This is a genomic window from Aeromicrobium sp. YIM 150415, from assembly GCF_016918125.1.
GTDB classification, from domain to species: Bacteria; Actinomycetota; Actinomycetes; order Propionibacteriales; family Nocardioidaceae; genus Aeromicrobium; species Aeromicrobium piscarium.
The window spans coordinates 39,204-57,937 of record NZ_JAERWM010000003.1 but is presented as its reverse complement, the minus strand read 5'-3'; the positions used below and the strand labels follow the sequence as shown (position 1 = coordinate 57,937).

Below are 18,734 nucleotides of genomic sequence, written 5' to 3'. Positions count from 1 at the left end.
TCACGAGTGTCCGGCCGTCTGCGACTCGAGCTGGCGGCCGGCGGGGCGATCGGGCTCGCCCCGCCCGCCGATCGCGGTCAGTCCTCGTAGCCGAAGATCGACTTGGTCTCGAGGAACTCACGCAGCCCCTCGGCGTGGTACTCGCGACCGTTGCCCGAGTGCCGGTAGCCGCCGAAAGGAGAGTCCATGGCCAGCGGTGCGCCGTTGAGGTGGACCATACCGGTGCGGATCCGCCGCGCCACGTCGCGTGCCTTCTCGGGGTCTGACGACGAGACCATTCCGGACAGGCCGTAGCGGGTGTCGTTGGCGATACGTATCGCGTCTTCAGTGTCCTGGTACGGGTGCAATGTCACCACAGGGCCGAAGATCTCCTCCTGAGCGATCTCCATTTCCGAGGAGACATCGGAGATCACCGTGGGCCTCACGAAGTAGCCTCGCTCGAGCCCTTCGGGGCGACCAGGGCCCCCGGCGACGACGCGAGCCCCATCCTTGATGGCGGTCGTGATCATCCTCTGCACTTTGTCGTACTGGGCCTGTGAGGCGACCGGTCCCACCTGCGTGATCGGACTGGTGGGGTCGCCTACCCGAGTCGCGGCTACCGCACCGGCCGCAGTGCGTTCGGCCAGCTCGAGCTGGCTCTGCGGGATCAGGATGCGGGCGCTCGCATTGCACGACTGACCTGAGTTGGCGAAGACTCCCGCCAGGTCACGGGCTACGACCGCGGCGATATCGGCGTCCTCCAGCACGATATTGGCGGACTTGCCGCCCAGCTCCTGGCACACTCGTTTGACGGTGGGTGCGGCGCTCTCGGCGACGCGGATGCCTGCAGCCGTGGAGCCGGTGAACGACACCATGTCGACATCGGGATGCGAGGCGATGGCTGCGCCGATCGGATCGCCGTGCCCTTGGATCATGTTTACGACGCCGGCAGGGACCTCGGCCTCGTCGAGGATCTCGGCGACGAGGATGGCGTTGAGAGGTGTGACTTCGGAGGGTTTGAGGACCACTGTGCAGCCCGCGGCCAGGGCGGGGGCGATCTTGGCAAAGATCAACAGGAGCGGCCAATTCCAGGGCGTGATGAGACCGCAGACCCCGATCGGCTCATGCACGATCCTGGTCGTGTCCCTGGCGTATTCCCAGGGGAACTCTGCCAGGGCTGCACGGGTAGTGGCCAGCTGGCCGAGCCCGGCGGGTACCTGAGCGGTCTCCGCTAGGCCGATGGGTGCCCCCATCTCGGCCGTCAATCCGCGGGCGAGATCGCCGGCTCGTCGCTGGTATGCCGCCATGACCCGGTCGAGCACGGCGAGGCGTTCGTTGATGCTCGTCTGTGAGTAGCCTGCGAAGGCTTTTTTCGCGGCGGCGACGGCGCTCTCCACCTCGACGGTGGAACCGAGCCGTACCGAGGCGATCTCTTCCTCGGTGGCAGGGTTGACGACCGCGGTAGCCGCATCGCCGCGCGGGGTCACCCACTGGCCGTCGATGTAGCAGCTCTTGTCGTACCGCATGATGTTCTCCTCTTCGTTGTTGGCGAGTGTCCGTTTCGGGCTCATGGCGAGCTGATCAGCTCGTGGACCGCCGCATATCGCTCAGGCGACCTCTTCTTCAGAACGAGCGCGCGGACGACCGCTAGCGTCGCCAGCGCCGGGAATATTGCGATGAGGGTGAAGGCGAGGGCTGTGTCGCCCCCGGCGAGGGCTCCGAAGTTCGCCACCGCGACGTAGACCAAGGCGCCGAAGGCGATCGTGCCCAGCGCAGTGATCGAGTAAGCGAGCGGTGAGGGTCGGGCGACGGTCCGCTGGCGGATGAGGAAGACGAAGACCGACGCGGTCGTCGTGGTGAGCAAGATGAAGAAGCCGAGCCCGGAGAGCCCGTTGCCCCACGTCGCGAGGTGCCGGATCGGATCGAGGCCGGCCACGAGGGCCAGAACGAAGGTGATCCCCGAGATGAGGGTCATCGTCGCCGAGGCATTGGACGGTGCGCGATGTCGGGGGTGGACCTGGGCGAGGCCGGTGGGTATCAGATTGGCTCGTGCCAGGGTGTGCAGATACCTCGCCAGGATGTTGTGAAACGAGAGCGCCGTAGCGAATAGCGCGGTGACGAGCAGCACCTGGATGATGTCGGCCATCAGGGCGCCGACAAAAGTCGAGGCGGCACCGAGCAGCACGGGCGCACCCATGGAGCCCGCTTCGATCAGATCATCGCGGCCGAAAGCCATCGACAGGGCCCAGGCCGATCCCGCGTACAGGACCCCAATGAAGATCACGGCTATGTAGGTAGCTCGCGGGACGGTGCGATCCGGGTCTCGGGCCTCGTCTCGGAACACTGCGGTGGCTTCGAATCCGATGAACGACATCGCGCAGAACATGGCGGCAATGGCGAACCCTGAGCCGTCGGGAAAGATCGCGCTCGGAAGGAAGCCCTGGCCGTGCAGTCCCTCGGCCCCGCCTTGGACCGTCACCGCGACATCGACGATCACGATCAGGAGAACCTCGATGGTCAAGGTCACCGCCAGGACCCGAGTGGTCAAGTCGATGCGGTGGTATCCCATGTAGGCGATGAGCGCCATGACGAGGAAGGTGTAGATCCACCAGCTGATCGCCGGGCCGCCCAGCATCTGCACGGCCGCGTCGAGCTGCAGGCCGACATAGGCGTACACGAGGACCAAAACGGCGTAGTAGACGATCCAGGCCATCGCCGCGGTGGCCACGCCGGCCATCGGGCCGAGGCCGTGTCCCACATAGGAGAAGAAGGCTCCCGCATTGCGAACGAACGGCGTGACACGGCTGAGGGTGTAGGCGAAAGCAAGCATCAGAATCGCGATGATCAGGTAGGTGGCCGCAACGGCGTATCCATTGCCGAAGGCCATGGCGAAGGCGGCGACGCCGCCCATGACGCCCAGCGGAGATGCTGTGGCGATGACCATCGCTGCGATGTGTCCCACGCCGAGGTTGCCCGATAGTCGGCCTCCCGCTTCGGCGGGTGCCTGAGTCGTCTCGTCACTCATCGAGGCTCCTCGATGAGCTGTGGGTTCTTGTCATAGGGCGCTCCCATCGTTACTAAGTCAGTTGTATGACTGGTTCGGAGCATAAAGGTAATGCGATGTAGATCACAAGGGGTGCGGCGCGGATCGTGAATCTCGGTGGCCGATGTCGATCGACCGTCGACGGCGAGCGAGTGCGGCTCAATCTCAGCGAGCGCAGTGACACCGCCGCGGCACCTGTGCTCGGGCTCCTGACCCTCGTTGCTCGGGCAGGCCGGTGGGGGTGCGGAGGTCGCCGCTCGTGTCGTTGATCAGGTGATCGAAGAAGGCGGGGCGCGGGAGCTGTCCCAGTTCACCTGCATGTCCGCGATCGGGACGGTGCAGTTGAGGCCGCTGCCGCCCATCGCCCCGGACAGGGCCCAGGCGAAGCGCACGAAGGAGAAGAGCGAGACATCGGCGGTTTTGGCTTCACCCGCGACTATCCGGTCGAAGAAACCGGAGCGCTGCTTCAGCTCGGCTGCGATTTCATGCGCAGCATGGGCTTCTCGCAAGGCAGGATGAAGTTCATCGGAGGGCACCTGGCGCGCCCATTCGCTGGAACTGGCGGCGAGCGGCGTACGAGGCATCCGTCTATAGCCGATCGACCGGTGAGGATCGTCAACATCGTGACGTCCGCCGGCGCACGGGGCGGTACCTGATCAACCTGATACGCATGCGATGAGGTTGATCAGGTACCGCTCACGAGGGGCGGGCAAGGAGAGGTTGGGCTCCTACTCGGGTAGACCGGTGGGGGTGCAGAGGTCGCCGAGGTCCCCGCTGGTGTCGTTGATCAGATGGTCGAAGAAGGCCGGGGCGCGGGTGCTGTCCCAGTTCACCTGCATGTCCGCGATCGGGACGGTGCAGTTGAGGCCGCTGCCGCCCATCGCCCCCGACAGCGCCCACGCGAAGCGCACGAAGGAGAAGAGCGAGACATCGTCGCCGACAGCGAGCGAGCTGCCGGTGTCGACCGCGGCGCCGTAGTAGCGCAGCGGATTGAGGACGGTCCAGGGCGACCGAGCCTTGGCGCCGATCGCGCCGATCACCTCGCGCTGGGCCTCTCCGCGCGCGATATCGCCGGCGGCGTAGGCCTTGCGATTGCGTGAGTACGCGAGCGCGGTCTCCCCGTCGACGGTCTGACAGCCGGCCTCGATGTCGAGTCCGGAGTCCTCGTCCTGCAAGGCGTTCTCCGGGCACAGCTCGATGCCGCCCAGGGAGTCCACGACGTCCACCAGGCCCTCGAAGCCGATCTCGACGAAGCCGTCGATGTGAAGACCGGTGTTCTGCTCGATCGTCTGCACGAGCAGCGGGGCGCCGCCGAAGGCATAGGCCGCGTTGATCTTCGTGCTCCCGTGTCCGGGGATGTCGACGATCGAGTCCCGCGGGAACGAGGTCAGCACGGTGGGGCCCCGTCCCGTGTGCAGCACCATGATCGAGTCGGTGCGCCCGCGGGCCTCCTCGCCCGGACGAGCATCCGACCCGACGATCACGTAGTTCGATCCGCGCTGCCCATCGGGGCGATCGCCGTCCGGCGTCGCCGGGACCTTGGTGACCTGAGCCCAGGCGATGAAGGGCACGGCGACCAGGAAGGCGAGCCAGAGCACCAGCAGCAGCCACAGATAGCGCAGCTTGCCCCGCTTCTTGCGCGGACGTCCCGCCGAGCCGCTGCCCGACCCCGGCGGCGGCAGCTGCGGGGGCGGTAGATCGTCGCCGCCGCGAGGAGAGGGCTCGGGAGCGGACGACCGTCGGCGATCGTCCTCATAGAGCCAGTCGTATTCGCCGGAACGGCCGTCGGAGGACATGGGTCGAAAATAGCCGAGCCGGTGACGGGGGAGAAAAACACTGCTGTGCTCGGCGCGTCTCGTGGCCTCGCCCGCTCACGGCGTCGATACTGGGCGGGACCTACGGACCCTTCCCCACCGTAAGGACGACGATGTCGAACGTGCCCTCCAGCGTCATGGGCGGTAGCTACAGCGACCCCGAGGCCGCCACCTCCCGTATCCGATTCCGGCGCTCCCTCACCCTCGCGGCCATGTCGGTCGTGATGCCCGGATCGGCCCAGCTGGTGCACGGCAATCGCACCGTCGGCCGGATCGCCGTGCGGGTCTGGCTGGGTGTCCTCGCCCTTGCCGCCCTCCTCGCTCTCATCGCCCTCACCTCGCGTTCGATGCTCTTCGAGTTCGCCACCAACGGCCTGATCCTGGGGGTCGGCCGCTGGCTGCTCATCGCGGGTGCCGTCGCCTGGGCGGCCCTCATCGTCGACGCCTGGCGGCTGGGACGCCCGCGCGAGCTGCGCCGCGGTCACCGAGCCATCTCCGCGGGCGTCAACGGCGTGCTGTGCTTCGTGGTGGCGGGGGTCATGTTCTTCGCCGCGCACACCGTCTCGGTCGTGGACGGATTCGCCGGCGCGGTCTTCGCCTCCACCACCTCCGTCGATCCCCATGAGGGCCGGTACAACATCCTCCTGCTCGGATCGGACGCCGACGACGACCGCACGGGGATGCGACCGGACTCCATCAACGTCGTGAGCGTGGACGCCGACACCGGACGAGCCGTCATCATCGGCCTGCCGCGCAATCTGGAGAACGTCCCCTTTCCGAAGGACTCGGTGATGGGGAAGGAGTTCCCGAACGGCTTCGACTGCGACGACTGCTATCTCAACGGGGTCAACACCTGGGCCGAGGATCACGCCGATCTCTTCGACTCGTCCTCGCCGGGCATCGGCGCGACGATGGAGGCCGTCGAGGAGGTCACCGGGCTGAAGCTCAACTACTACGCGCTCATCAACATGCACGGTTTCGAGGGTCTGGTCGATGCCGTCGGCGGTGTGACGATGAACGTGCGCGAGCGCACCGCGATCGACGGCATCGGCAATCCGATCAGCGGTTACATCGAGGCGGGCGAGCAGAAGCTCGACGGCTACGAGGCCTTGTGGTACGCCCGCAGCCGGGTGCTCAACGACGACTGGTCGCGCATGGGCCGGCAGAAATGCGTCATGAACGCGATGGCACAGCAGCTGAGCCCGCAGACGGTGGTCATGAACATGCAGAAGATCGCCGACTCCGGCGAGGCGATGCTCGAGACCGATATCCCGCGTCAGGATCTCAACATCTTCATGGACCTGGTGCTGAAGACCCGGGGCGAGCCGATCTCCTCGGTCTCGCTCGTGCCGCCGGAGATCAACACCGGCGATCCGGACTATCCCAAGGTGCACCGGATGGTCGAGGACGCGATCGCCGTCGCCGAGGGCCGACCGGAGGCGACCTCGCTGATGGTGTCGTCCTCGCTCTCGATGGCCGATCCGAATCCCGAGACCCTGGACCCGCGCAAGGCCAATCAGACCGAGGACCTCGACCAGACGTGTTGATGGGGTTCAGGGACACCGCCGCCGGGGCGGTCGATCGGTGACTGGCACACTGGGCGACGACCCGGAACCGCCCGAGAGGAGCACTGCCCTGGAACCGCAGGACGTGCGCCCCGGCCGCCGCCGGATGTCCCCGGATCGTGCACTGCGCCGAGCCCTCTCGCTGATGGCCGCCACGATCATCTGGCCCGGCAGCGCGCAGTTCCTCGCCGGTGCGAGACGTCTCGGGCAGGTCGTGATGGGGCTCTGGGCGCTGGCCGTCGTCGGCTTCCTGGTGGCTGTCCTGGTGATCCGTCCCGAGCGCGAGACCTTGATCGGGTGGGTGACCGACCCGGCGACCCTCGACATCGCCCGCTTCGGCCTCGCGATCGTCACGATCGGCTGGCTGGGGCTCTTCGTGGACGCGTGGCGGCTCGCGGTGCTGCCCGGCCTCGACCTCCGGCGCATGGCGGTCGTCAGCGTGGTGAACATGGTCGTGATCGCCCTCGCGAGCGGCATCGTGACGGTCGGCTGGAACACGGTCTCCGCCTCCCGGCAGGTCGTGACGCAGGTCTTCGATGCGACCGAGACGACGCCTCCGCTGCAAGGCCGGTACAACATCCTGCTCTTGGGCGCGGACTCCGGCGACGGTCGCGAGGGACTGCGCCCGGACTCCCTGAACGTCGTGAGCATCGATGCCGCTACCGGGGACAGCGTGATGATCTCGCTGCCGCGCAACCTGCAGAACGTCCCCTTCCCCGAGGGCTCGCCGATGCGGGAGGCCTACCCCTACGGCTTCAACTGCGGCGAGGAGTGCCTGCTCAACGCGGTGCACACGGCGGGGGAGGACCGCTCGGACCTGTACCCGGACAGCGCTGACCCGGGGCTGGACGCCACGATCGACGCGGTCGAGGGTGCCACGGGTCTGACGATGAACTACTACGTGCTCATCAACATGGAGGGATTCGCGTCGCTGGTCGACGCCGTGGGTGGGATCACGGTGAACGTTCCCACCCCGATCGCCATGTTCGGTGAGACCGACCGCAAACGCGATGAGTACCTCCCCGCGGGACGGCAGAAGCTCGACGGCAATGAGGCGCTGTGGTTCGCTCGCAGCCGGATCCAGAGCGACGACTTCGACCGGATGGCGCGGCAGAAGTGCCTGATGGTCTCGATGCTCGACCAGCTCAGCCCGCAGACCGTGCTGCTGAACGCGGGGAAGATCGCCGACTCGAGCGCCCAGATGCTGGCCACGAATCTCCCGGGGTCGGAGCTCGCGGCCTTCGCCGATCTGGCGCTCAAGGCACGCGGGACGCAGATCGCCACGCTGTCGGTGGTGCCGCCGGAGTACAACACGGCCAATCCCGATTTCGCTCAGATCCACGCCGACATCCAGGCGCTCATCGACGGCACCGTCGAGACTCCCGCGACGCCCGATCCCGCCGACGAGACCGCCGAGCCGACAGAGCCGGATCCGACCGAACCCGGTGAGACCGAGCCGACCCCGGACGCCAATATCACCGACGACCTCGCCGCCGCCTGCTGAAACCGCGACCCCCGGGGCGGTGACTTACGCACGTCTCGCGCCCTTGGGCGGTGGGTTACGCACGTCTCGCGGCCGTTGAGGAGTGCGTAGGCCACCGCTCGCGTCGTTGAGGGGTGCGTAAGTCACCGCTCGCGCGGCGGGTCAGGGCAGCTCGGCGTTCTCCTGGGCCGCGATCCGCGCGCGGTCCTCGTCGCCTCCGCCGACCGTGATCACCAACGAACCGGCGCTGAGGCAGGCGGCGACGAGCGCGTCGATCTCCTCGCCGAGTGCCGGCGTGTCCAGCAGGAGACGGCGCCCGTCCGGTGCCGACTGGAGGACCTCGGCATGCGAGCGCCGAGTGCCGTCGAGGTCGACGGCGAGATCGTCGGGGCCGGGGGAGTCGATCGTCAGCAGCAGGTCGGGCTGCGGAGGCACGACCTCGGCGATGTCGATGAATCCCTCGGGGCGATCGGCGAAACGCGCACCCAGCGGGCGCAGCGAGGCGGCCAGGCGGATGGGCTCGTCGGCATCGAGATCGGGGCCGACGACGGCGATATCGGCGGGCTGATCGGTGACCACCGCGCCGGCCGTCCAGGCGGCGAGGGCCCACACCGGCCGTAGCCAATGCGCGGGCAACCCCAGGCGCAGCCGGGCACCGGCCTCGATCTCGAGCTCCTCGGTGAGATAGTTGGTCGCCTTGGCGACCCAGTTGCCGAGCGTGATGCCGCTCAACTCGACCCGCTCACCGGTGGCGAGGTCGTAGAACGTGATGAGCGGTTGAGGGCTCGCGGGGGCGAGCGAAGCCAGGGTCGAGGACACCTCTCGACCGTACAACCTGTGGACGACACGCCGAAGATATCCCCAGGATTGCTTTTCAGCTTGACGTTTGGCAGGACCACGGCTGTAATTTCAGGTATGTCATTCGAGGTTTGGCCACCGCCCAGCGATCCAGAGCTGGCCTGGCAGGAGCGTGCCCTGTGTGCCCAGACCGACCCCGAGTCGTTCTTCCCCGAGAAGGGCGGCTCAACCCGCGAGGCCAAGCGCGTCTGCACGACGTGCGAGGTCCGGGACGATTGCTTGGAGTATGCGCTCGCTCACGACGAGCGCTTCGGCATCTGGGGCGGTCTCTCAGAGCGCGAACGCCGCAAGCTCAAGAAGCGCGCCTGACCCACGGCGCGCTTCTTCGCCTCGTCCACTAGCCTCGGCTGGGTGGACGAGGAGGAACAGCTGCCCGCGTGGCGCAGTTCGCCACCGCGTGTCGTCGCCGTTCTGGTGAGTCGCCGCGGTGAGCGCTGGCTGCCCCAGACCCTGGCATCGCTGGCGCAGCTGGAGCATCTGCCCGCCGAATGGGTCGCCGTCGATGTCGCCCCCCAGGAGGACGCCTCCGGCACCCTGCTGCGCGAGGCCCTCGGTGACGCACACGTCGTCGAGGCGCCCGCGGGCACCGGTTTCGGTGACGCCGTCCGCCTGGGGCTCGAGCACGCGAGCGGCCCGGCGGAGTGGATCTGGCTGCTCCACGACGATGCGATCGTCGATCCCGGCGCCCTCACGGCCCTGCTCGACGAGGCCACGAGCGCCGAGGACATCGCCGTCGTCGGACCGAAGATCCGTGAGTGGCCCTCCCTCCAGCGCCTGCTCGAAGTGGGCCGCACGGTCACCGGCACCGGTCGACTCGAGACCGGGCTCGAACCGGGCGAGCCCGACGCCGGCCAGCACGACTGGCCCCGCGATGTTCTCGCGGTGAACACCGCCGGCATGTTGGTGCGGAACGACGCCTGGGAGCGGCTCGGCGGTCTCGATCCGGCGCTCCCGCTCTTCTTCGACGATGTCGACTTCGGCTGGCGAGTCGCTCGTGCGGGCCTTCGGACCCGCACCGCGCCGCCGGCGGTGATCTTCCATGCCGAGGCGTCGGCACGGCGCACACGGCGCCGTCGGGTCGTCGCAGGGGAGCAGCGTCGTGCCGCCGTCTACACGGTGCTGGCCAACGAGACCGGCTTCCGGTTCTGGTGGCAGTCTGTGCGCTTCGTCCTCGGTTCCTTGCTGCGGATGATCGCCGATCTGGTCTTCAAGGACACACGGGGAGCGCGTGGAGAGGCCGCCGCGCTCCGCTCGGTCTTCGCCGCCCCGCGACGCATGCGGGGTGCCCGCCGTGACCGCGCCGCGACCGCCACGGTCGCTCGGCGCGACATCCGGCACCTGTTCCCCTCCGCCTGGCTGCCGTACCAGCACGGCTGGGATGTCATGGTCGAGAGCGTCCAGGCGATGGTGCGGCCCGAGGCGGTCCAGACGCTCGGACGTCGTGCGTCGTCCCTGGACGTCCTCAACGAGGAGATCGTCGTCGAGGACGCCGATCGCTGGTACCGGCGGTACCCCTGGGCCACGACGCTGCTCGTGCTGGTCCTGCTCGCGCTGATCGCCGCCCGTGGTCTCTGGACGGGCAGCGTGGCCTCACCTGTGCTGCCCGCCTCGCCGGACTCGGTCGCGGACTGGTGGCGCGACCTGATGGCGCGCACCGTCGACGGCGCAGGCCTTCCAGCAAGCTCGTGGCCGGCCCCGTATCTTCCCGTCATCGCGCTGGTGGGGCTGCCCTTCGCCTTCGCCCCCGGGCTGTTGCCATGGACGATCCTGGTGCTCGCCGTGCCCCTCGCCGCCATGACGGCACATCGCTTCGGCCGGCTCATCACCGATCATCGCGTCGCTCGCATGATCTGGGCCGTCTCGTACGGCGTGCTGGTGGCGGGCACCGGTGCCGTCGCGCAGGGACGCCTCGGCACCGTCGTGGCGCTCGTGCTCGCCCCGCTGCTCGCGAATGTCGTCACCCACACCCTGGTGACTCCGTCGTGGACCCGGGCCGCTCAGGTCGGGCTCTGGCTGGCCGTGGTCTCGGTCTTCGCGCCGGCCGGCTTCCTCATCGCGATCGTCGCCATCGCGGGTCTGCTCATCGTCGCTCGCCTCCGACCGCCGCGCGAGCTCGTGGCCGGCGTCGTCGCGGCCGCGCTCGTGGCCGGCCCGTCGTGGTGGGCGCGGTTCCTGCACCCGTCGCTGTGGTGGTGGGAGGCTGGTGTGCCGCGCGGCGTCGACACCACCGCGCTGGACATCCTCGGGGGCCTCGGCGGCGGTCCGGGCGCCACGCTGCCCTGGCTCTCCTTCGGCGTCCTGGTGCTCGGTGTGCTCGCGCTCGTGCCCCGCGCCACGCGGTACGAGGTGAGTGTGAGCTGGGTCGTCGCTCTCAGCGGACTCGTGATCGCCGCCATCGGGATGCTCGTTCCGGCGGTCGCCGGTCCGCCGGGCTCATCGGCCTGGCCGGGCCTCGGGTCTGCGATCTGGATCGCGGGTCTCGGGACCGCGGCTCTTCTCGCTGCCGGCGAGATCGCCCGCTCGGGCCGCCGGGTCGCGCTCGGGCTCACCGTCCTCGCCCTGGTGTTCCCGCTGGGCGCCGGTGCGTGGTGGGTCGCTCGCGGTATCGAAGGGCCGCTGGCGTCGACGGCCGAGCCGACCGTTCCCGCCTACCTGGCCGATCAGGACATCACGACGCTGATGGTCTCGGGCGATATCGAGGACGGCGTCACGATCGACGTCGTCCACGGCCGGGGACCGCATCTCGGGCAGGAGACCGCCCGGCCCGCGCCGGACCGTCGCGACGACTTCGCCGCAGTGGTCGCTCGCCTCGTCGCCGAGCCATCGTCGGCCTCGGTGCAAGACCTGGCCGATGCCGGCGTCCAGGCGATCTACCTGCCGGACGCGAGCACCGACGCCGCCGTGCGGATCAGCGCCGCCCCGGGGCTCGCCCCGGCGGGCAGCGACCGGCCCGGCTCGCGCGTGTGGACCGTCGAGGTGGAGCCGTCCGATGACATCGACACCCCTGAGGCGTCGGCGGCGCGTCCGGTCCTCGTCGGAGTCTGGCTGCTCGGCTGGGGAGCCCTGGCCATCGGGGCGATCCCCGGCCGCGGCCGCGCCGAGCAGGAGGAAGAGCTGTGAAGATCCAGATCACCCCCCGTTTCCTGGCACCGGTGGTGGCGGCAGCCGTGATCGTCGTCGCCGCGGTGGTGCCCTCGGTGTCCCGCGACGCCGACGAACGGTCGCCCGAAACGCTCGACGTCGACGCGACCACCTACACCTGTCCGTCCGGCGACGGGCTCTCCGTGCTGGCAGGACAGGTCTCGCCGGGCGACTCCGTCTCGGCGCGCGCATTGCCCGATGACGCCGAGATCGCCGACCTGGAGAACCCGGCCGTCTGGAGAGCCGCCGGAAGCGCCGGCGAGGCGGTGGCCGTCACCCAGACGGGCTCGGGCTCGGGGGCGGCCGGCTTCGTCGCCGGGAACGCTGACGGCAGCGGCGACGGCCTGGTGGTCGCGCCGTGCGCCACGCGTGCCGATGACGACTGGTTCACCGGCCTCGGCGCGGTCGACGGACACGATTCGCAGCTCGTGATCGTCAACCCGGGCGATGGTCCCGCGGTCGTGCGGCTCTCCGCATGGGGGGAGTCCGGAGCCTTGGCGATTGCCGCTGACGACACCATCACGCTCGACGCCGGGGAGGTGCGGCGTGTCGCCGCCTCGGATCTCGCGGCGGCCGAGACGACCATGGCCGTCCGGGTGCAGCGTCTGCGGGGTGAGGCCACGGCCCAGGTCCTCGACGCGGGCAGCTCGGACGTCCGGGGCAGCGAGCTCATGACGGCCTCGGCGGCTCCGGCCCGCGAGGTGGTCGTCGCCTCGGCGGACGGCGAGGGGGCGAGAGCGCTCCTGATGACCAACCCGGGGGAGGAGACCGCGAACGTGCGGGTCTCGGCCCTCGGTGCCGACAACGGCACGTACGTGCTGGAGGGGCTCGACGACGTCCCGGTCGAGCCAGGCACCGTAGCGCGCGTCGATCTCCCTTCCGTGGACGCTCCGCTCCTGGTGAGCGCGGACCAGCCGGTCACGGCCACGAGCCGGTGGCAGGGGGAGAACGACCTCGCCCTCGGGACGAGCCTCACCGCGCTCGAGGACCGTGGCGCGCTCCTCCCGGTGGTCGGCGACACGCGTCTGACCGTGGCGAGCGCCGGGCGGGCCGGGCAGGCGACCGTCGAGGGCTTCGATACCGAGATGAACTCGCTCGGGGAGCAGACGCTGGACATCCCCGAGGGCGGCAGTCTCGCGATCGGGGCGGGCGAGGTCGCCGACGGAGCGGCCTATCTCCTGGTGACCGGTCCGGGGATGTATGCCCAGGCGAGATATGCCGAGGGGGACGGGATCGCCCTGGCACCCGTCCTCGCCGCACCCACGGCCGTGCTCGCGCCGCATGTCTCCTGGGGCGGACGCTGGCACTGACCGCCTGCGCAGTCCTCGGTGCCAGCGGTGACCTACGCACCTCACGACCCGGTGAGCGGTGACTTACGCACCTCTCACGGCCAGTGAGGCGTGCCTCAGGCACCGCTCTCGCGGTCGAGGCGTGCGTAGGTCACCGCTCCTGCGGGCGCGGCGACGGAACCGTCGACCAGGTAGGCCTCCATGGGCGGGGGCGTGTGAGACGGGCCACCGTCCGAGGTGCGGGAGGGTGGTCGCGATTTTCGCAACATCGGTCTAGCCTTATTCGCATGGGCCACGGACACCAGCACACGAGCGGCGTCCAGCACCGCGGTCGTCTCGCGGCCGTGCTTGCTATCGCGATCACCGTCTTCCTGGTGCAGATCGTCGTGGCGACCCTCACCGGCAGCCTCGCCCTCTTCGCCGACGCCGGCCACGTGCTCACCGATGCCATCGGCGTGCTCATGGCGCTCATCGCGATCACCATCGGGCAGCGCGGTGGCGGACGTGATGCCCGATCGTCCTACGGCTTCCATCGCGCCGAGGTGCTCGCGGCCGGAGCCAACGGGCTCATCCTGATCGGCCTGTGCGCGGTCATCGTGGTCGGTGCCGTCCGCCGGCTCAGCAGCCCGGTGGACATCGACGGGGGTCTCGTCCTGGCCGCCGGTGCCGTCGGCCTGGTCGCCAATATCGTCGCGCTGCTGCTGTTGCGCAGCGGGGCGCGGGAGAACCTCAACGTCCGGGGTGCGTATCTGGAGGTCCTGGGGGACGCGCTCGGCTCGATCGCCGTGCTGGTCTCGGCCGCGATCATCGTGGCGACCGGCTGGTCCGCGGCCGACCCGATCGCCTCGCTGGTGATCGCCGCGCTCATCGTCCCGCGGGCGATCTCGCTACTGCGGGAGGTCTGCGAGGTCCTGCTCGAGTCGGCCCCGCGCGGAGTCGACCTGGCGGCTCTGCGTGACCACATCGTCGGTATCCCCGGCGTGGTCGATGTCCACGATCTGCACGTGTGGACCATCACCTCGGGCATGCCCGTCATGAGCGCACACGTCGTGGTCGCCGAGTCGGTCGATCAGATGAGCGAGGCGCACGAGGTGCTCGACCGGCTCCGTTCCTGCCTGTCGGAGCACTTCGATGTCGAGCACTCGACCTTCCAGATCGAGCCATTGGGCCACGAGGACTCCGAGTCCCACGTCCACGTCTGAGCCGTCGCCCGTTCCGCCCCCAGGGCGGTGACCTACGCACCCCTCGGCGTTGGGGCGGTGACCTACGCACCGCTCGCGGCTCTCGAGGGGTGTCTCACCCACCGTTGCCCATCGCGAGAGGTGCGTAACTCACCGCTCGAGGCACGCTGGGTTGAGCGGCGGTGAGATGGACACCTCTCACGGACGCTGAGAGGTGCGTCGTCCACCGCCCGGGAGACCGAGAGGTGCGTAACTCACCGCCCCGGGGGAGGACGTGAGCGAGCCCACCTCGACCCCGATTTGTCTCCCTCATGGCGCCTATGTCAAGATAGACAAGTTGCCTCGGCATGGTCGTGGTGACGTATGCGCTCAGGGATCTCACACCTGGCGACGGCGCATACGTCGGATCCGCGCTCGTGCTCGTCCGGCCAGCCGAACCCTCCGGGGGGCGGAGCCGGTCCAACCACCTAACTCGAGAAGTGTGTGAATCTGCGCGCGGTAGCGCTGCGACACGCCCGACCTCGGGGGACGGAGAAGGAGCGCAACGGTTACTCCTCCCACCCGGGGGCGAGTGAAGCGAAGACGAACGTAAAGGACGAGCAGAGCATGGCGGGACAGAAAATCCGTATCCGGCTCAAGGCCTACGACCACGAGGTCATCGACTCCTCGGCGAAGAAGATCGTCGACACTGTGACCCGCACCGGCGCGAAGGTGGCCGGCCCCGTGCCGCTGCCGACGGAGAAGAACGTGTTCTGCGTGATCCGTTCGCCCCACAAGTACAAGGACAGCCGCGAGCACTTCGAGATGCGCACCCACAAGCGGCTCATCGACATCATCGACCCGACGCCGAAGACCGTCGACTCGCTCATGCGGCTCGACCTCCCGGCCGGTGTCGACATCGAGATCAAGCTCTGAGGAAGGACACGCACGCCATGAGCAGCACCATCAACGCGCGCGGTCTCCTCGGCCGCAAGCTCGGCATGACCCAGGTCTGGGACGCCGACGGCCGCGTCGTGCCCGTCACCGTCCTGGCGGCCGGCACCAATGTCGTCACCCAGATCCGCACCCGTGAGGCGGACGGCTACAGCGCCGTCCAGCTCGGCTTCGGCGAGATCGACGGACGCAAGGTCAACAAGCCGCAGTCCGGTCACTTCGCCAAGGCCGGTGTGACCCCCCGCCGTCACGTGGTCGAGATCCGCACCGAGGCCGTCGCCGACTACACCCTCGGCCAGGAGATCTCGCCGGAGATCTTCGCCACGGGCGACAAGGTCGACGTCACCGCCACCAGCAAGGGCAAGGGCTTCGCCGGCGTCATGAAGCGTCACGGCTTCGCCGGCGTCTCCGCCTCGCACGGCGCCCACCGCAACCACCGCAAGCCCGGCTCGATCGGCGGCTGCGCCACCCCGGGCCGCGTCTTCAAGGGTCTGCGGATGGCCGGCCACATGGGCACCGACACGGTGACCACCCAGAATCTCACCGTCCACTCGGTCGACGTCGAGAAGGGAGTCGTCCTGGTCAAGGGCGCCGTCCCCGGCCCCAAGGGCGCCCTCGTCGTCATCCGCAACGCCGCGAAGGGAGCCTGACCATGGCACAGACGATCGACGTCGACGCTCCCGTCGACATCTTCGACGTGCAGGTGAACATCCCGCTCATCCACCAGGTGGTCACCGCGCAGCTCGCTGCGGCGCGCCAGGGCACGCACGACACCAAGACGCGTGGCGAGGTCGCCGGCGGCGGCAAGAAGCCGTATCGCCAGAAGGGCACCGGCCGCGCCCGCCAGGGCTCGATCCGCGCGCCCCAGTTCGCCGGCGGTGGCATCGTGCACGGCCCGACGCCGCGCAACTACGAGCAGCGCACCAACAAGAAGATGAAGGCCGCCGCTCTGCGCGGGGCCCTCTCCGATCGTGCGCGCGCCGGCCGCGTGCACGTCGTGGAGTCGCTCATCACCGGTGACAAGCCCTCGACCAAGACGGCCCTGGCCACGCTGCGCGCGCTCACCGCTCGCCCCCGTGTGCTCGTGGTCGTCGAGCGCGAGGATCAGCTGACCGCCAAGAGCCTGCGCAACGCCGAGGCGATCGCCCTGCTGTCCTTCGACCAGCTCAACACGTACGACGTGCTGCTGTCCGATGACGTGGTGTTCACCCAGGCCGCCTACCAGGCCTTCGTCGAGGCCCGCTCCGCCGAGGGTGTCGCCACCCTCAAGCTGAGCGAGCTGGCCCAGGCCGCCCCCGCGGCCCCGGCGCCGCAGAAGGCCGCGAAGCCCGCTGCCGACGCGCCGGCAGGGGACGCCCCCGCGGGTGCCACCAAGACCCAGCCGTACGGCCCGGGCTCGAAGGCCCCCCTCGCGAGCGGCAACGCTCCGAAGGGCCACGAGATCAAGGGCGATGCCGCCAAGGCGTACTTCGTGCCGGGTGGCGCGGGCTACGACGCTGCCGAGCCGGAGGTCTGGTTCGACACCGCCGAGTCCGCCGAGGCCGCCGGGTTCGCCCCGGCTCAGGAGGAGAACTGATGAGCAGCCTGCACTCGCACGCGCGCGACATCATCATCGCGCCGATCGTCAGCGAGAAGACCTACATGCTGATCGACGACAACAAGTACACGTTCGACGTCCACCCCGACGCCAACAAGACGCAGATCAAGATCGCCATCGAGGAGATCTTTGACGTCAAGGTCGTCTCGGTGAACACGATCAACCGCAAGGGCAAGGCCCGCCGCACGCGTAACGGCATCGGCAAGCGCAAGGACACCAAGCGCGCGATCGTCAGCGTGGCACCCGGCCAGAGCATCGACATCTTCTCGAGCCCGAGCTGAGACGAGGACCATCATGGCTATTCGCAAGTACAAGCCGACTACGCCGGGCCGTCGTGGCTCCAGCGTCGCGGACTTCGCTGAGATCACCCGCACGACGCCGGAGAAGTCGCTGCTCGAGCCGCTGCCCAAGAAGGGCGGCCGCAACAACCAGGGACGCATCACCACGCGTCACCAGGGTGGCGGTCACAAGCGCGCTTACCGCATCATCGACTTCCGTCGCTACGACAAGGACGGCGTGCCGGCCAAGGTCGCTCACATCGAGTACGACCCCAACCGCACGGCGCGGATCGCGCTCCTGCACTACGCCGACGGCGAGAAGCGCTACATCATCGCTCCCGACGGTCTGCGTCAGGGCATGAGCGTCGAGGCCGGTGTCGGAGCCGATATCAAGCCCGGCAACAACCTGCCGTTGCGCAACATCCCCGTCGGCACCGTGGTGCACGCCGTGGAGCTGCGCCCCGGCGGCGGCGCCAAGATGGGCCGCTCGGCCGGCGCTCGCGTGCAGCTGGTCGCCCGTGAGGGCAACCGCGCTCAGCTGCGTCTGCCCTCGGGCGAGATGCGGTACGTCGACGTTCGCTGCCGCGCCAGCATCGGCGAGGTCGGCAACTCCGAGCAGTCCAACATCAACTGGGGCAAGGCCGGCCGCAAGCGCTGGAAGGGCGTCCGCCCGACCGTCCGCGGTGTCGTCATGAACCCGGTGGACCACCCGCACGGCGGTGGTGAGGGCAAGACCTCCGGTGGCCGTCACCCGGTCAGCCCGTGGGGCAAGCCCGAGGGCCGTACGCGCAAGCGCAAGGCCAGTGACCAGATGATCGTCCGCCGCCGCAAGACCGGCAAGCGCTGAGCCCGGCGTAGGAACTGAGGAAGAGACATGCCCCGTAGTTTGAAGAAGGGTCCCTTCGTCGACGGCCACCTCGAGAAGAAGGTGGACGCGCAGAACGAGGCCGGTACCCACAATGTGATCAAGACGTGGTCGCGTCGCTCGATGATCCTGCCGTCCTTCATCGGACACACGATCGCCGTGCACGACGGCCGCAAGCATGTGCCGGTGTTCGTCACCGACTCGATGGTGGGTCACAAGCTGGGCGAGTTCGCCCCGACCCGCACGTTCCGTGGCCATGAGAAGGACGACCGAAAGGCGAAGAGGCGATGAGTGCAGCTACTCGCGAGAACATCAGCGCTCGCCGTGAGCGTCTGCTGGGCGACGAGCCCGGCGCGTTCGCCGTGGCCCGTTTCGTGCGCGTGACGCCCCTCAAGGCTCGCCGTGTCGCGGACCTGATCCGCGGCGCCCGTGTCGAGGACGCGCTCGCCACGCTCCAGTTCGCGCCGCAGGCCGTGGCCCAGAACTTCTACAAGCTGGTCGAGTCCGCGGTCGCGAACGCCGAGACCACCGAGGGCCTCGACACCGACGATCTGATCGTCAGCGTCGTGACCGTCGACGAGGGTCCGACCATGAAGCGCTGGCGTCCGCGCGCCAAGGGTGCGGCCAACCGCATCCTCAAGCGCACGAGCCACCTGACCGTGGTCGTGCAGCCCGAAGACTCCATTTCGAAGAAGGGTGGGAACTGAG

General features: G+C 68.9%; 18 protein-coding genes. 13 read left to right on the top strand and 5 right to left on the bottom strand.

The features are described from left to right. Nucleotides 1-77 precede the first annotated feature (77 nt). From JL108_RS01535 to JL108_RS01520, 4 genes are all read right to left on the bottom strand, one after another. Nucleotides 78-1,550: an aldehyde dehydrogenase family protein gene (locus JL108_RS01535; protein ID WP_205196587.1), complete on the bottom strand. Its 1,473-nt coding sequence runs from the start codon at nt 1,548-1,550 to the stop codon at nt 78-80. Beyond that, nucleotides 1,547-3,004, bottom strand: a complete 1,458-nt coding sequence (locus tag JL108_RS01530; RefSeq protein ID WP_205196586.1) for an APC family permease — start codon at nt 3,002-3,004, stop codon at nt 1,547-1,549. Before JL108_RS01530 ends, JL108_RS01535 begins: the two co-directional genes overlap by 4 nt. Before the next feature lie 287 nt (nt 3,005-3,291). Then, the gene (locus tag JL108_RS01525) at nt 3,292-3,606 is read right to left on the bottom strand and encodes a hypothetical protein (protein WP_205196585.1); all 315 of its coding nucleotides are present in this window, start codon (nt 3,604-3,606) and stop codon (nt 3,292-3,294) included. 144 nt (nt 3,607-3,750) lie between these two features. After that, nucleotides 3,751-4,818 carry an LCP family protein gene (locus tag JL108_RS01520; RefSeq protein ID WP_205196584.1) on the bottom strand — a complete coding sequence of 356 codons (1,068 nt, stop codon included), beginning with the start codon at nt 4,816-4,818 and terminating at the stop codon, nt 3,751-3,753. A gap of 131 nt (nt 4,819-4,949) precedes the next feature. Here JL108_RS01520 and JL108_RS01515 point away from each other — a divergent pair, with 131 nt between their 5' ends. Together JL108_RS01515 and JL108_RS19675 are read left to right on the top strand one after the other, a co-directional pair. Next, nucleotides 4,950-6,383 carry an LCP family protein gene (locus JL108_RS01515; RefSeq protein WP_143911371.1) on the top strand — a complete coding sequence of 478 codons (1,434 nt, stop codon included), beginning with the start codon at nt 4,950-4,952 and terminating at the stop codon, nt 6,381-6,383. 37 nt (nt 6,384-6,420) lie between these two features. Beyond that, nucleotides 6,421-7,905 carry an LCP family protein gene (locus JL108_RS19675; protein ID WP_205196583.1) on the top strand — a complete coding sequence of 495 codons (1,485 nt, stop codon included), beginning with the start codon at nt 6,421-6,423 and terminating at the stop codon, nt 7,903-7,905. Between the two features lie 141 nt (nt 7,906-8,046). On the opposite strand, the gene JL108_RS01505 is transcribed toward JL108_RS19675, so the two are convergent. Beyond that, a complete protein-coding gene (locus JL108_RS01505; RefSeq protein ID WP_205196582.1) occupies nt 8,047-8,703 on the bottom strand; it encodes a TIGR03089 family protein in 657 nt (218 codons plus the stop codon). Between the two features lie 96 nt (nt 8,704-8,799). Here JL108_RS01505 and JL108_RS01500 point away from each other — a divergent pair, with 96 nt between their 5' ends. From JL108_RS01500 to rplV, 11 genes are all read left to right on the top strand, one after another. Next, nucleotides 8,800-9,051: a WhiB family transcriptional regulator gene (locus JL108_RS01500; RefSeq protein WP_185972933.1), complete on the top strand. Its 252-nt coding sequence runs from the start codon at nt 8,800-8,802 to the stop codon at nt 9,049-9,051. A gap of 42 nt (nt 9,052-9,093) precedes the next feature. Further along, entirely contained in the window at nt 9,094-11,862 is a 2,769-nt protein-coding gene (locus JL108_RS01495; RefSeq protein ID WP_205196581.1) for a glycosyltransferase family 2 protein, read from the top strand. Further along, on the top strand, nt 11,859-13,193 hold the full coding sequence (locus JL108_RS01490; protein ID WP_205196580.1) for a DUF5719 family protein: 1,335 nt from the start codon (nt 11,859-11,861) through the stop codon (nt 13,191-13,193). The genes JL108_RS01495 and JL108_RS01490 overlap by 4 nt, the downstream gene beginning before the upstream one ends. Before the next feature lie 266 nt (nt 13,194-13,459). Continuing rightward, nucleotides 13,460-14,374 carry a cation diffusion facilitator family transporter gene (locus JL108_RS01485; RefSeq protein ID WP_205196579.1) on the top strand — a complete coding sequence of 305 codons (915 nt, stop codon included), beginning with the start codon at nt 13,460-13,462 and terminating at the stop codon, nt 14,372-14,374. 585 nt (nt 14,375-14,959) lie between these two features. Next, nucleotides 14,960-15,268 carry a 30S ribosomal protein S10 gene (gene rpsJ / locus JL108_RS01480; protein ID WP_087624403.1) on the top strand — a complete coding sequence of 103 codons (309 nt, stop codon included), beginning with the start codon at nt 14,960-14,962 and terminating at the stop codon, nt 15,266-15,268. 17 nt (nt 15,269-15,285) lie between these two features. Next, nucleotides 15,286-15,936: a 50S ribosomal protein L3 gene (gene rplC, locus JL108_RS01475; protein WP_143911377.1), complete on the top strand. Its 651-nt coding sequence runs from the start codon at nt 15,286-15,288 to the stop codon at nt 15,934-15,936. A gap of 2 nt (nt 15,937-15,938) precedes the next feature. Beyond that, a complete protein-coding gene (gene rplD, locus JL108_RS01470; protein WP_205196578.1) occupies nt 15,939-16,862 on the top strand; it encodes a 50S ribosomal protein L4 in 924 nt (307 codons plus the stop codon). Further along, complete coding sequence (gene rplW / locus JL108_RS01465) at nt 16,862-17,164, top strand: 50S ribosomal protein L23 (RefSeq protein WP_087624400.1); 303 nt, start codon at nt 16,862-16,864, stop codon at nt 17,162-17,164. The genes rplD and rplW overlap by 1 nt, the downstream gene beginning before the upstream one ends. Nucleotides 17,165-17,177: 13 nt before the next feature. After that, nucleotides 17,178-18,008: a 50S ribosomal protein L2 gene (gene rplB, locus JL108_RS01460; RefSeq protein WP_143911379.1), complete on the top strand. Its 831-nt coding sequence runs from the start codon at nt 17,178-17,180 to the stop codon at nt 18,006-18,008. A 27-nt stretch (nt 18,009-18,035) separates the two neighbouring features. Continuing rightward, nucleotides 18,036-18,317 (top strand): 30S ribosomal protein S19, encoded by a 282-nt coding sequence (gene rpsS / locus JL108_RS01455; RefSeq protein WP_143911380.1) that lies wholly within the window; start codon nt 18,036-18,038, stop codon nt 18,315-18,317. Then, nucleotides 18,314-18,733, top strand: a complete 420-nt coding sequence (gene rplV / locus JL108_RS01450) for a 50S ribosomal protein L22 (protein WP_143911381.1) — start codon at nt 18,314-18,316, stop codon at nt 18,731-18,733. Before rpsS ends, rplV begins: the two co-directional genes overlap by 4 nt. Nucleotide 18,734 lies beyond the last annotated feature (1 nt).

What these genes read in the sequence shown, in the direction of transcription:
- JL108_RS01535 (WP_205196587.1), bottom strand. Translation starts at nt 1,550, where the DNA reads ATGAGCCCGAAACGGACACTCGCCAACAACGAAGAGGAGAACATCATG.
- rpsJ (WP_087624403.1), top strand. Translation starts at nt 14,960, where the DNA reads ATGGCGGGACAGAAAATCCGTATCCGGCTCAAGGCCTACGACCACGAG.
- rplC (WP_143911377.1), top strand. Translation starts at nt 15,286, where the DNA reads ATGAGCAGCACCATCAACGCGCGCGGTCTCCTCGGCCGCAAGCTCGGC.
- rplV (WP_143911381.1), top strand. Translation starts at nt 18,314, where the DNA reads ATGAGTGCAGCTACTCGCGAGAACATCAGCGCTCGCCGTGAGCGTCTG.
- rplW (WP_087624400.1), top strand. Translation starts at nt 16,862, where the DNA reads ATGAGCAGCCTGCACTCGCACGCGCGCGACATCATCATCGCGCCGATC.
- JL108_RS01520 (WP_205196584.1), bottom strand. Translation starts at nt 4,818, where the DNA reads ATGTCCTCCGACGGCCGTTCCGGCGAATACGACTGGCTCTATGAGGAC.
- JL108_RS01485 (WP_205196579.1), top strand. Translation starts at nt 13,460, where the DNA reads ATGGGCCACGGACACCAGCACACGAGCGGCGTCCAGCACCGCGGTCGT.
- rplB (WP_143911379.1), top strand. Translation starts at nt 17,178, where the DNA reads ATGGCTATTCGCAAGTACAAGCCGACTACGCCGGGCCGTCGTGGCTCC.
- JL108_RS01515 (WP_143911371.1), top strand. Translation starts at nt 4,950, where the DNA reads ATGTCGAACGTGCCCTCCAGCGTCATGGGCGGTAGCTACAGCGACCCC.
- JL108_RS01500 (WP_185972933.1), top strand. Translation starts at nt 8,800, where the DNA reads ATGTCATTCGAGGTTTGGCCACCGCCCAGCGATCCAGAGCTGGCCTGG.
- JL108_RS01530 (WP_205196586.1), bottom strand. Translation starts at nt 3,004, where the DNA reads ATGAGTGACGAGACGACTCAGGCACCCGCCGAAGCGGGAGGCCGACTA.
- rpsS (WP_143911380.1), top strand. Translation starts at nt 18,036, where the DNA reads ATGCCCCGTAGTTTGAAGAAGGGTCCCTTCGTCGACGGCCACCTCGAG.
- rplD (WP_205196578.1), top strand. Translation starts at nt 15,939, where the DNA reads ATGGCACAGACGATCGACGTCGACGCTCCCGTCGACATCTTCGACGTG.
- JL108_RS01525 (WP_205196585.1), bottom strand. Translation starts at nt 3,606, where the DNA reads ATGCCTCGTACGCCGCTCGCCGCCAGTTCCAGCGAATGGGCGCGCCAG.